The following is a 12,292-nucleotide window of genomic DNA, read 5'->3' as shown; positions in this document are numbered from 1 at the left end:
CATGCTAGATAGCATTCGCGAAAGTTTCACCGAAAGTATTCAAACTCAAATTGCAGCAGCAGAAGCACTTCCCGATTCCATCTCAAAAGCTGCCCAAGTCATGGTTCAGAGCCTATTAAACGGCAATAAGATTTTATGTTGCGGTAATGGTGGCTCAGCAGCTAATTCACAACACTTTGCTTCATGTCTTATTAATCGCTTTGAAACTGAGCGCCCAAGCCTTCCCGCTTTAGCATTAACGGCTGACACAACAATTTTGACAGCAATTGCTAATGATTATCACCACGACGAAGTGTTTTCAAAACAAGTGCGCGCACTCGGTCAAGCCGGTGATATTCTGTTTGTATTATCAACCAGCGGTAATAGCAAGAACATTATCAAAGCAATGGAAGCTGCACTTACACGTGATATGACTATCATCGCCTTAACCGGTAAAGATGGCGGCGAAATGGCAGGGTTACTTGGTATACAAGATGTTGAAATTCGTATCCCATCTCAACGTACCGCACGTATTCAAGAAGTCCACTTACTAACAGTACATTGCTTGTGCGATCTTATTGACCAAGTACTCTTCCCGCACCACGAAGGATAATCAATGAACTGGGTATGCCGCCTATTGCTAATTTTTAGCATTGTATTACAAGGATGTTCGAGTTTTTCCACGCAAGATCCACGAGATATAGAACAACATTGGCAAGATCAAAAAGTAGAAATGGATATTTCGGGTCTGGCAAATAGCCGCCAATTTACCCGCTCAATCAGTGCCAACAGTATCTCGCTTAACGGTAAAGTACTACTGATTGGTCAAGCCACTTCTGCCGCTGCAAAAGCACAATTTGCTCAGCAAGTTAAGCATATTGCTAATGTAAAAGATCTGTATAACCAACTTGAAGTGAGACCTTTACTTAGCGTAGGTGACATTAGTTATGATGCCTGGCTAACCACCAAGGTAAAATCTCAACTCATCGCGAGCAAGCAGTTAACAGGAGCGGTGATCCAAGTGATCAGCGAAGGGGGGCGAGTCTACCTTTTAGGCTATGTGACGCCACGCCAAAAAGAAATTGCGATCAATATTGCACGGAATATCAATGGCGTTAAAAAAGTTGTGACATTATTCGAACCGAGTCAAAATCGCTAATCACCCTTTATCGATATAAAAAAACGCAGCCTATTGGCTGCGTTTTTTTATTAAAGAGAAACTATCTATTTCACAACACGTAAGCTTGGACGACCGCGAGGACGTGGCGGCTCATCGTCAGGATCATCACCGGCAGTTTCAGTTTCACTAACCACGGCAAATGGAGAGCTAGGCTCTGATGCTTCATCAATCATATCTTCGATATCATCAACATCATCAAAGACTGGCATATCTGATTCATAGCTAGGCTCTGGCTCAAACATTGTTCCTGCTCCGTTTTCACGCGCATAAACAGCAAGCACAGCGTACATAGGTACAATAACAGAATGTGGACGACCACTAAAACGCGCATTAAAGCTAACCGCTTCATTACCCAGTTCTAAATTCCCCACAGCACGAGGAGCAACGTTTAGGATGATTTGACCATCACTAACGAACTCCATTGGTACTTGTACACCTGGTAATGTTGCATCAACAACCAAGTGTGGTGTGAGATCGTTGTCCACTAACCAATCATAAAATGCCCGCAACAAATAAGGACGACGCGGTGTCATTTTTTCCATATCCATATTACTGGCCAGCTAAACGCATTTCACGTTCAGCTTCAGTCAATGAAGCTAGGAAAGAGTCACGTTCAAATACACGTGTCATGTAAGTTTTCACTTCTTTTGCGCCAGCACCACTTAGTTCAATACCCATTTCAGGTAGACGCCATAGTAGTGGAGCAAGGTAACAGTCAACCAAGCTGAACTCATCACTCATGAAGAATGGGAATTCTGCAAATACTGGTGCTAATGCAAGTAACTCTTCACGTAATTGCTTACGTGCTTTGTCAGCTTCATCGGCAGTGCCAGTATTAATCTTCTCTGCAAGTGAGTACCAGTTACGCTCAACACGGTACATCATTAGACGGCTGTTACCACGAGCAACAGGGTAAACCGGCATTAGAGGTGGGTGAGGAAAACGCTCATCCAAGTACTCCATAATGATGTTCGCTTGGTATAGTGCTAATTCACGATCAACCAATGTAGGAACTGACTGGTATGGATTCAGCTCTAACAGATCTTCAGGTAGATTCAATGGATCAACCAGCTCGATTTCAACACTAACACCTTTCTCGGCTAGTACGATACGCACCTGATGGCTGTAGATGTCTGAAGCATCAGAATACAGAGTCATCACAGAGCGTTTATTGGCAGCAACAGCCATCAACCCCTCCAGTATATTTAATACACAAAAAGCAATGGAGGCTTAAGCCCCCATTGCGAGATTCTTAACCCACTAGATTACCTTATCAGTGGACATCACGCCAATATTCTTTCTTCAACAATACAGTTAAAACAAAGAATACCGCAATAAAGCCCATCACCCACAAGCCCATTTGCTGTCGTTCCAGCTTCATTGGCTCAGCAGAGTAATCAAGGAAGTTAACTAAATCACGCACCATATCGTCATATTCTTCGGCGCTCAGCTCTCCGGTACCATCAGATTCGATCCCGATAAACTCTTGCACTTTCTCACCGTCAATCATTTTGGTCTCAAATGCTTTATGTGGTGCACCTTGTAACTCTTCGAGAGCATGCGGCATACCGACACTTGGGAACACTAAATTATTAACACCAAATGGACGACTAGGATCGGCATAGAAGGATCGTAAGTAAGTATAGATCCAATCAGTACCTCGAACACGCGCAACCAAAGTTAAGTCAGGAGCCGGGGCGCCAAATGAAGCTGCCGCATACTCGGTTGAAATCGCATTTGTCATCAAATCACCAATTTTAGCATTTTGATCAAAAATCAAATTCTCTTTCATTAACGTTGGTGGAATACCAAGATCTTCTGCCACTCGCTCGTAGCGTTGGTATTGGGTTGAATGACATCCAGAACAATAATTCATAAATGTCTTTGCGCCACGTTGAAGTGATGCTTTGTCTGTTAAGTCATTATTCGCCGCATCTAAAGGTACATTGCTACCTGCCGCAAAAGCAAAAGTAGGAAGCATTGCCAGCAGCGTTACAATCAATTTTCTCATTTGAATGTCACCCTCTCTGGCAGCGGTTTCGTTGCCTCATTTTTACTGTAAAAGAACAATAAAATGAAGAACATAAAGTAAGCAAAGCTAAATATCTGTGCAAGCAATGTATAAGTAGGAGTTGCAGGTAACGTACCTAAAACACCTAGTGCAATAAAGCTAACTGTGAACTGACAAATATTGATAAAGTGCACTTTGCTACGATAACGGAAAGAGCGAACTTTACAGCGATCGAACCACGGTAACAGGAATAAAAAGACAATCGATGATCCCATTGCCGCCACACCTAATAACTTATCGGGTACCGCACGCAAAATCGCATAGAACGGCGTGAAATACCAAACTGGCGCAATGTGCTCAGGTGTTTTTAGTGGATTTGCAGCTTCAAAGTTTGGCGGCTCAAGGAAGTACCCACCCATTTCTGGGTTAAAAAAGATCACATAGCTAAAGAAAAAGGCGAAAACAGCAACACCAATCAGATCTTTAACTGTTCCATAAGGATGAAATGGGATTGAATCAATGATGTCATACTTGTTGCTGTAGTATTCATGAAAACGAAATTGTGTTTTATACCCTTCACCTTTAGAGCCCTTCGGCAGTTTTGTCTCAATACCATCAGGGTTATTTGAACCCACTTCATGAAGTGCTAATACGTGTAACACAATGAGCAACAACAATACGATTGGCAGCGCAATAACATGTAATGCAAAGAAACGGTTTAGCGTTGCCCCTGAGACAACATAATCCCCTCGGATCCAAAGAGTTAGATCGTCACCGATTACAGGTATTGCACCAAATAGCGAAATAATGACCTGTGCGCCCCAGAATGACATTTGTCCCCATGGCAACAAATATCCCATGAACGCTTCAGCCATAAGAATGAGGAAAATCAACATACCGAATAACCACAGTAGCTCACGAGGCTTTTGGTAAGATCCGTAGATCAAGCCGCGGAACATATGCAGATAAATCACGACAAAAAATGCGGAAGCACCTGTCGAGTGCATATAACGTAGCAGCCAACCATACTCTACATCTCGCATGATATATTCAATGGAAGCAAATGCCCCTTCACCTGATGGTACATAGTTCATGGTTAACCAGATCCCTGTTACGATCTGATTAACAAGCACCAACATGGCAAGAGAACCAAAGATGTACCAAAAGTTGAAATTTTTCGGCATCGGATATTCAGATAAATGCTTTCTATAAGCATTCGTGACGGGCAAACGTTTTTCAATCCAACCTAGTAGCGCATTCATTATACGGCCTCCCCATCAACACCAACGATAATCGTGTTGTCATCTAAGAATTGATATGGAGGTATCACCAGATTCAATGGTGCAGGCACGCCTGCAAACACACGACCGGCCATATCAAAGGTAGAGCCGTGGCATGGACAGAAGAACCCTGACGATATACCACTTACTTGTTCATTAAAGCTATCGGGTAAATAAGTTGGAGAACAGCCAAGATGAGTACAAATACCCAAGGCTAAAAAGATTTCAGGCTTCACTGAACGGAATTCATTTTGTGCATAAGATGGCTGCTGAGGTTCTTCTGATGAAGGATCCCGCAATTCGCCATCATGGGTACTTAACTCTTGTAAAACAGCCTTGCTGCGACGAACAACCCACACAGGTTTTCCTCGCCATTCAACGCGAACCATTTGTCCATCTTCTAACTTACTGATATCAACTTCGACAGGAGCACCGGCGGCTTTTGCTTTCGCACTCGGATTCCATGATTTGATAAAAGGAACGGCAACAGCTGCAGCTCCTAACCCACCAACAACCGAGGTTGTTACGGTCAGAAAGCGACGTCGTCCTTTGCTTACTGGCACATTGCTCATCCAATATTCTCCCTTACTCCCGCCTTGGATTATTATGTCCTTATGCGTCCTTGGAGCCACGGCTAACTTCCAACGAAAAGGTAACAGTAAAATTACACATTCAAACTGTTTCCAACATAAAAAGGATATGTAACAGACGATATTTTGACAAGTTAAAGCGACTCTTTTGCACTAAATCTGAGCAAAGCGTTCTTTTTACCTTCCAACGATAACATCGTTACTTAAACTTAATTTTTGGCCGTGTTGAGAGCGGTAAAAATGGAGAAAATAAGGCAGGAAGCTGATTGTTTAGCTATTAATAAATAAAAAAAAGCCCAACCCGAGGGTTGAGCTTTCTGTACACAGTAACCAGATAAAATCTGGAAGCGAAAATTAACGCTTAGAGAACTGTGGACGACGACGTGCTTTACGTAGACCAACTTTCTTACGCTCAACGCAACGAGCGTCGCGAGTAACGTAGCCAGCTGCACGTAGAGCAGGACGTAGAGTTTCATCGTACTCCATAAGAGCGCGAGTGATACCGTGACGGATTGCACCAGATTGACCAGTGATACCACCACCTTTAACAGTGATGTATAGGTCTAGGTTCTCTGTCATTTCAACAAGCTCTAGAGGTTGACGAACAACCATACGCGCTGTTGGGCGACCGAAGTACTCTTCGATGCTACGCTTGTTGATAACGATGTTGCCAGTACCCGGTTTGATGAAAACGCGAGCTGCTGAGCTTTTACGGCGACCAGTGCCGTAGTATTGATTCTCTGCCATTGTCATAATTCCCAATTAGATGTCTAGTACTTTAGGCTGTTGTGCAGCATGGTTGTGCTCAGTACCTGCGTAAACTTTTAGCTTACGGTACATAGCACGGCCTAGAGGACCTTTAGGAAGCATGCCTTTAACAGCAGTTTCAATAACCATTTCTGGTTTCTTGTCGATTAGCTTATCAAAGCTGATTGACTTAAGGCCGCCGATGTAGCCAGTGTGGTGGTGGTACATTTTATCTGTACGCTTGTTACCAGTTACTGCTACTTTCTCAGCATTGATAACTACAATGTAGTCACCAGTGTCAACGTGTGGAGTGTACTCCGGCTTGTGCTTACCACGTAGACGAGAAGCGATTTCAGTTGCAAGACGACCTAGAGTTTTACCTTCAGCGTCAACAACATACCAGTCACGTTTTACAGTTTCTGGTTTAGCAACGAAAGTTTTCATGCTAATTAATACCCAATAATTTAAATAGTTTCACTTACTAGAACCATCAAATGATGGTCCCTCTGTATAAGAGCCCAGTCATCACCCCTTCGAGTGGTTGGCACTCCAGGCTTTCGCCTTCACAGGTACGGTGGGTCGCAAGATTATAGGGAAGGGTGAGGAAAAAATCACCTCTTTTCCTAAAAAAAATGTCTTTTTTTCTTATTAACGACAATTTAAGGCAAAAGCAGTCGATAAATCCTGATTATCGTTAAATACGATAACCGTTAACAACGCGATTTCTATGCTAGATGCGGCTTTGCTAAGTATTCATGGCTTTGCATTTCGATTAAACGTGAGCAACATCGCTTAAATTCAAAGGTTAATCGTCCTTGTTGATAAAGTTGCTCAAGAGGTACTGCCGCAGAAATAATCAAAGTGACATTACGCTCATAAAACTCATCAACCATGGCAATAAAGCGCCGTGCAGCATCGTCTTCCTGCTCTGTAATTTGCGGTACTTCAGATAAAATAACCGTATGATAGATTTGTGCTATTTCCATGTAATCATTTTGACTACGTGACGTTTGGCATAATTGATTAAAACTGAACTGCACGACACCATCCGCCTCTCGCTGTACCATCAATTGCCGCGCATTAATTGTGATCATTGTTTGCTGATTACGAGGCTCTGAGGTTAACTGTTCGAAATAACGTTTTAAATTCTCTGTTGCACATTCATCTAATGGGTAATGATAAATCTCAGCTTGTTCTAACGTTCGCAAGCGATAATCAATCCCAGCATCAACATTCACTATCTCACAATGCTGTTCTATCAATGCGATAGCTGGTAAAAATCTCGCACGTTGCAAACCATTTCGATATAACTCTGATGGTGGAATATTCGATGTTGCGACTAAACTAATTCCTCGCTTAAATAACGCTTCAAGCAAGGTACCTAAAATCATTGCATCGGTAATATCAGAAACAAAAAACTCATCAAAACAAATAATATCTGTTTCTTGTTTAAATTTATCAGCAACGTGTTCCAGTGGATTTTCAACACCATCTAATGTTTTTAATTCTTGATGCACGCGATGCATAAAGCGATGAAAGTGCATCCGCGTTTTACGTTCCAATGGTAAACAGTCATAAAAAGTATCAACAAGATAAGTTTTCCCTCGTCCTACCCCGCCCCAAAAATATAATCCTTTCACTGGCACAATATCTGCTTGAGTTGAATTAGATTTAAAATAACGTTGGATGAAAGACAGTTTAGGCTCAGGTTTAGGCGCTATTATACGATGATATAAATTATCAAGATGGGAAACGGCATTGGCTTGTGCTGGATCTGCAAAAAAATCCGTTTTCTGTAAATCTTGTTGATATTTTTCTAGTGGCGTCATTCTAACCTTACCTGTTACATCCGTGAGTTATCTCTAATTATGAGAGGCAGAGCCACTTCATGACTCTTACATCATATTTATTGAGTATCATGTCGCTTAACCTCACGGTATAGTAACGTGACAGCCATCGTTGATAAACATTGATACACGAATATTCGTATAAGTCACAAGGAGTTTATTCATGACCATGACTTGGGCCATTATTATATTTTTAGCAGGGATCTTAGTTGGTGCTCTTGCCGTTCGTCTAACAAACAAAAGTGTAAAACAGCAAAAAACACTCAAAAAAGAGCTTGATAAGTCAAAGTACGAGCTCGAACAGTTCCGCCAAGAACTCGTTGATCATTTTGCTCGCAGTGCTGATTTACTCGACAATGTTGCTAAAGATTACAGCAAACTTTATGAGCATATGGCGAAGACTTCTACCGAGTTAATGCCAAACCTTCCAGCACAAGATAATCCTTTTGCAAAACGCATCACGAGTTTAGAAACGGTGAAAGACGGGCCAAAAGAAGATGAGAGTGTTGAGCAAGCACCGCGCGATTATGCCAATGGCGCGACGGGATTATTTAACGGTGAAAACACCGCAGTAACAGAAGAAGAAAAAGCTCAACTACATGCCGAGCCAAAAGCGAGTTAACTGTCACATTTATTCACTTTCACTTGTTGTTTATTCGTAATAAGAGTGAGTGAAAGTGAACTTTGACTTCTTTTTATAGGTCTTAATTTTACTTGTAAATTGGAGCTCAATAATGATTAAAAAGCCTTTTCTTGTTCTTACTGCGTTAGCATTAGGTATCAGTTCTGCTCTTACCCCAGTAACTGCAACTGCAGCATTACCCACCTCTGTTAATAACCAACCTATACCAAGCCTTGCACCAATGTTGGAGCAAGTCACCCCCGCGGTTGTGAGTATTGCTGTTGAAGGTAAGCATGTTTCTAAGCAGCGTTTACCTGAATCTTTCCGTTATTTTTTTGGTCCAGACTTTCCTTCAGAGCAAGTCCAAGAGCGTCCATTTAGAGGTTTAGGCTCTGGGGTTATTGTTGATGCAAAGAAAGGCTATATCGTCACTAACCATCATGTTATTGATGGCGCAGATGAAATCAGTGTCCAACTTTCTGATGGACGCGAAATCGATGCCAAACTTATTGGTAGTGATGGCATGTCCGATATTGCATTACTACAGATAGACAAACCTGAAAACTTAACGGAAGTAAAACTGGCGAACTCCGATAAGTTACGTGTCGGTGATTTTGCTATCGCAATTGGTAACCCATTTGGTTTAGGTCAAACGGTAACATCAGGAATTGTCTCGGCACTGGGCCGTAGTGGCTTAAATGTCGAAAACTTTGAAAACTTTATTCAAACCGATGCTGCTATCAACAGTGGTAACTCAGGCGGTGCATTAGTTAATCTCAATGGTGAGTTAATTGGTATTAACACCGCAATTTTAGGCCCTAACGGTGGTAATGTCGGTATTGGCTTTGCTATTCCCTCCAATATGGTGAAAAGCTTAACTGATCAACTCTTAGAATTTGGTCAAGTAAAACGCGGGATTTTGGGGATTCAAGGTGGAGAATTAACCGCAGAGCTTGCTAAAACCTTCGGGTATTCAACGAACCACGGTGCATTTGTTAACCAAGTCATGCCCGACTCTTCTGCTGAAAAAGCAGGGCTGAAAGCGGGGGATATCATTACCGAAGTGAACGGCAACCCAATCCGTACCTTTGGTGAGTTACGAGCGAAAATAGCGACAATGGGCGCAGGCAAGGCACTCACTTTAGGTATTATTCGCGACGGTAAAAAGCAAACCGTTAATGTGACCTTAAAAGCGGCAAGTGAAAACAAAGTGAAGGCTGATAATCTCCACCCTAGCCTAGCCGGTGCTGAATTTACCAATACGGTTGCTGGCGATAAAGTCAAAGGGGTTAAGGTATCAAAGCTTGATGAGCGATCTATCGCTGCACGTTATGGGCTAAAAAAAGGTGACATTATTATTGGCCTTAACCGTAATAAGATAAATAACCTCGGTGAACTTCGTAAAGCACTTGAAGCAAAACCTGATGTGCTTGCGATGGAAGTCAAGCGTGGAAACAACGTCCTGTACCTGATCATTAGGTAATAATACGTTTATCATTAACCTTCAAATAAAGTCAGGGTGAAACCGCGCTCTGACTTTATTATTGGTCTCTCTAAGTATGAATGGTATTCTTCTTGCCACTCACTCTCTGTATTACTTTAAGGACTCTTGATGTTGGCTTTTCTTGGTCGTTCTATTTTGCTCGGCCTTATCACAGCATGTGTTGTACTTGTTGCTGTACCAAGTTTGCGCCCATCATCACCGGTGTCTTTACCCCAATTAGACGATGCGCCCGCCCCTTTATCATTTAACTACGCCGTTAAACGCGCTTCGCCTGCGGTGGTGAATATTTATAACCGTCGCTATGAAAATAATGAATCACGACCAGAGCCAGAGTTAATCACCCAAGGATTAGGTTCGGGGGTGATCATGAGTGATAAAGGCTATATCGTGACGAACTATCACGTTGTCGCCAATGCGGATCAAGTCATTGTCGCACTGCAAGATGGCCGCATTTTAAACGCACAACTGATCGGCTTAGATCAATTAACCGATCTCGCGGTTTTGAAAATTAATGCTGATAATTTACCCGTGATCCCAGTTAATCCAGACTACAAAGCGACAGTCGGTGATGTCGTTCTTGCCATAGGTAATCCCTATAATCTAGGTCAAACAACAACCTTTGGTATTATTTCAGCAACAGGGCGTTCAGGCATGAGCTTTTATGGCCCACAAGATTTTCTCCAAACAGATGCCGCGATTAACCGTGGTAACTCAGGTGGGGCATTAGTCAATACCCGTGGAGAGCTCGTTGGTATTAATACCGCTTCTTTCCAACAAGCAACGAATATTGAAACCTACGGTATTTCATTTGCTATCCCTTACCAACTAACCATCAAAATTATGAATAAGCTGATCGCTGATGGGCGTGTTATCCGTGGTTGGATTGGTATTCAAGGGCGTGAGATTAACCCTGTTATGGCAAGACTGTATGATGCCAATCAGGTAAATGGCATTATCGTAGAAGGTATGGATCCTAACGGCCCGGCGTCAAAAGCTGGCTTTCAAAAAAATGATATCGTGGTCGAGATTGCAGGTAAACAAGTCACGAATGTACAAAGCGTTAGAGATATTGTTACTGATATCCGCCCAGGTACGCATGTGAATGTAAAAATTCTACGTGATGGTAAACCCATGATCATTCCAGTAACGGTGGCTAATCGCCCGGCCTCTGAGAATAAACCGATGCGATAATTACACATAACAAATATAAAAAAACGCCTCACATGTGAGGCGTTTTTTTGTTTAGACATTTCTTATTTAAAAATAAGACATCTTAGATACGTTCGATGTTCATACCTAATGCGCTAAACTTCTGCTCGATAAACTCGTAACCACGGTCGATATGGTAAATACGATCAACAATCGTCTCACCTTTCGCAATGCTACCTGCAATCACAAGGCTTGCTGATGCACGTAAATCTGTTGCCATCACTTGAGCACCACTTAAACCTGCAGTATCACCACAAATAACAGTGTTACCTTCAATCTCAGCGTGAGCCCCCATACGAATTAACTCAGGAATATGCATGAAACGGTTTTCAAAAATCGTTTCAGTAATAATACCTGTGCCTTTGGCAATGAGGTTCAGTAGTGAGAATTGCGCTTGCATGTCTGTTGGGAAACCTGGATGTGGCGCGGTACGGATATTGACCGCTTTAAGCTCACGTCCTGTCATGTCAAGGCTGATCCAGTCTTCACCCGTTTCAACCAAAGCGCCTGCTTCTTCAAGCTTTGCTAATACCGCTTCCATTAATTCAGGCTTGGTATTACGACACATAATCTTGCCACCAGAAACAGCAGCAGCAACAAGGAAAGTTCCCGTTTCAATACGGTCAGCAACCACTTCGTGGTAACCACCACCAAGACGCTCAACGCCTTCAATGGTAATGGTTGCAGTACCTGCACCTGAAATTTTTGCGCCAAGTGCATTTAAAAATGCAGCTGTATCTTCAATTTCAGGCTCACGTGCTGCATTTTCAATAACCGTTGTGCCTTCAGCCAATGTTGCTGCTGACATAATCGTTACTGTTGCACCAACACTGACTTTATCCATCACGATATGTGCGCCCTTCAGGCGACCATCAACACTCGCTTTCACGTAGCCTTCATCAAGCGTGATTGTTGCGCCTAATTGCTCTAAACCTACAATATGAAGATCAACAGGGCGCGCGCCTATCGCACAACCGCCAGGTAGTGAAACCTGACCTTGACCAAAACGAGCAACCAATGGGCCAAGTGCCCAGATAGAAGCACGCATCGTTTTCACTAAATCGTAAGGAGCACAAAACTCATTCACATCACTTGCATCGATATGAACTGAGCCATTACGTGATACTTTTACGCCTAAACGAGAAAGTAGTTCCATTGTCGTATCGATATCACGTAATTTTGGAACATTTGCAATTTCTACAGGCTCTTCAGCAAGCAAAGCGGCGAATAAAATCGGCAATGCTGCATTCTTAGCGCCAGAAATTGACACTTCACCGCTTAGTGGACCACCGCCCTGAATACGAAACTTCTGCATTGTTTACC

At 42.6% G+C, this 12,292-nt stretch carries 14 protein-coding genes; 5 read left to right on the top strand and 9 right to left on the bottom strand.

Going from position 1 to position 12,292, the window contains the following annotated elements:
* Window position 1: 1 nt before the first annotated feature.
* A complete protein-coding gene (gene diaA, locus C9J45_RS08730; RefSeq protein WP_105061009.1) occupies window positions 2-592 on the top strand; it encodes a DnaA initiator-associating protein DiaA in 591 nt (196 codons plus the stop codon).
* A 3-nt stretch (window positions 593-595) separates the two neighbouring features.
* Complete coding sequence (locus tag C9J45_RS08725; RefSeq protein WP_107246320.1) at window positions 596-1,138, top strand: BON domain-containing protein; 543 nt, start codon at window positions 596-598, stop codon at window positions 1,136-1,138.
* 65 nt (window positions 1,139-1,203) lie between these two features.
* Here C9J45_RS08725 and sspB read toward each other — a convergent pair whose 3' ends face one another.
* The 8 genes from sspB to zapE all read right to left on the bottom strand — a co-directional run bounded on the left by sspB (window position 1,204) and on the right by zapE (window position 7,616).
* Entirely contained in the window at window positions 1,204-1,707 is a 504-nt protein-coding gene (sspB, locus tag C9J45_RS08720; RefSeq protein ID WP_107206543.1) for a ClpXP protease specificity-enhancing factor, read from the bottom strand.
* A gap of 1 nt (window position 1,708) precedes the next feature.
* On the bottom strand, window positions 1,709-2,347 hold the full coding sequence (gene sspA, locus C9J45_RS08715) for a stringent starvation protein SspA (protein ID WP_005371197.1): 639 nt from the start codon (window positions 2,345-2,347) through the stop codon (window positions 1,709-1,711).
* Between the two features lie 85 nt (window positions 2,348-2,432).
* Window positions 2,433-3,170, bottom strand: a complete 738-nt coding sequence (locus C9J45_RS08710; RefSeq protein WP_107206542.1) for a cytochrome c1 — start codon at window positions 3,168-3,170, stop codon at window positions 2,433-2,435.
* Window positions 3,167-4,432, bottom strand: a complete 1,266-nt coding sequence (locus C9J45_RS08705) for a cytochrome bc complex cytochrome b subunit (protein WP_107292431.1) — start codon at window positions 4,430-4,432, stop codon at window positions 3,167-3,169. The genes C9J45_RS08710 and C9J45_RS08705 overlap by 4 nt, the downstream gene beginning before the upstream one ends.
* Entirely contained in the window at window positions 4,432-5,022 is a 591-nt protein-coding gene (gene petA / locus C9J45_RS08700; RefSeq protein WP_107206541.1) for a ubiquinol-cytochrome c reductase iron-sulfur subunit, read from the bottom strand. The genes C9J45_RS08705 and petA overlap by 1 nt, the downstream gene beginning before the upstream one ends.
* Before the next feature lie 372 nt (window positions 5,023-5,394).
* The gene (gene rpsI, locus C9J45_RS08695) at window positions 5,395-5,787 is read right to left on the bottom strand and encodes a 30S ribosomal protein S9 (RefSeq protein WP_005371189.1); all 393 of its coding nucleotides are present in this window, start codon (window positions 5,785-5,787) and stop codon (window positions 5,395-5,397) included.
* A 15-nt stretch (window positions 5,788-5,802) separates the two neighbouring features.
* Window positions 5,803-6,231, bottom strand: coding sequence for a 50S ribosomal protein L13 (gene rplM, locus C9J45_RS08690; RefSeq protein ID WP_005371187.1), 429 nt, complete (start codon window positions 6,229-6,231; stop codon window positions 5,803-5,805).
* Between the two features lie 281 nt (window positions 6,232-6,512).
* The gene (gene zapE, locus C9J45_RS08685; RefSeq protein ID WP_107246318.1) at window positions 6,513-7,616 is read right to left on the bottom strand and encodes a cell division protein ZapE; all 1,104 of its coding nucleotides are present in this window, start codon (window positions 7,614-7,616) and stop codon (window positions 6,513-6,515) included.
* Window positions 7,617-7,797: 181 nt separating this feature from the next.
* On the opposite strand from zapE, the gene zapG reads away from it, so the two are divergent.
* The 3 genes from zapG (at window position 7,798) to degS (ending at window position 10,951) form a co-directional block, all read left to right on the top strand.
* Complete coding sequence (zapG, locus tag C9J45_RS08680; RefSeq protein ID WP_107206539.1) at window positions 7,798-8,256, top strand: Z-ring associated protein ZapG; 459 nt, start codon at window positions 7,798-7,800, stop codon at window positions 8,254-8,256.
* 112 nt (window positions 8,257-8,368) lie between these two features.
* Window positions 8,369-9,739, top strand: a complete 1,371-nt coding sequence (locus tag C9J45_RS08675) for a Do family serine endopeptidase (RefSeq protein ID WP_107206538.1) — start codon at window positions 8,369-8,371, stop codon at window positions 9,737-9,739.
* Window positions 9,740-9,868: 129 nt separating this feature from the next.
* The gene (gene degS, locus C9J45_RS08670) at window positions 9,869-10,951 is read left to right on the top strand and encodes an outer membrane-stress sensor serine endopeptidase DegS (RefSeq protein ID WP_107206537.1); all 1,083 of its coding nucleotides are present in this window, start codon (window positions 9,869-9,871) and stop codon (window positions 10,949-10,951) included.
* Window positions 10,952-11,033: 82 nt separating this feature from the next.
* Here the strand turns inward: degS and murA are convergent, their stop codons facing one another.
* A complete protein-coding gene (gene murA / locus C9J45_RS08665) occupies window positions 11,034-12,284 on the bottom strand; it encodes a UDP-N-acetylglucosamine 1-carboxyvinyltransferase (protein WP_105061019.1) in 1,251 nt (416 codons plus the stop codon).
* Between the last annotated feature and the right edge of the window lie 8 nt (window positions 12,285-12,292).

It is taken from the genome of Photobacterium sp. GB-1, from assembly GCF_003026165.1.
GTDB lineage: Bacteria > Pseudomonadota > Gammaproteobacteria > Enterobacterales > Vibrionaceae > Photobacterium.
Note: the sequence above shows the minus strand (reverse complement) of the source record. Positions and strands in the feature narration are given on the sequence as shown.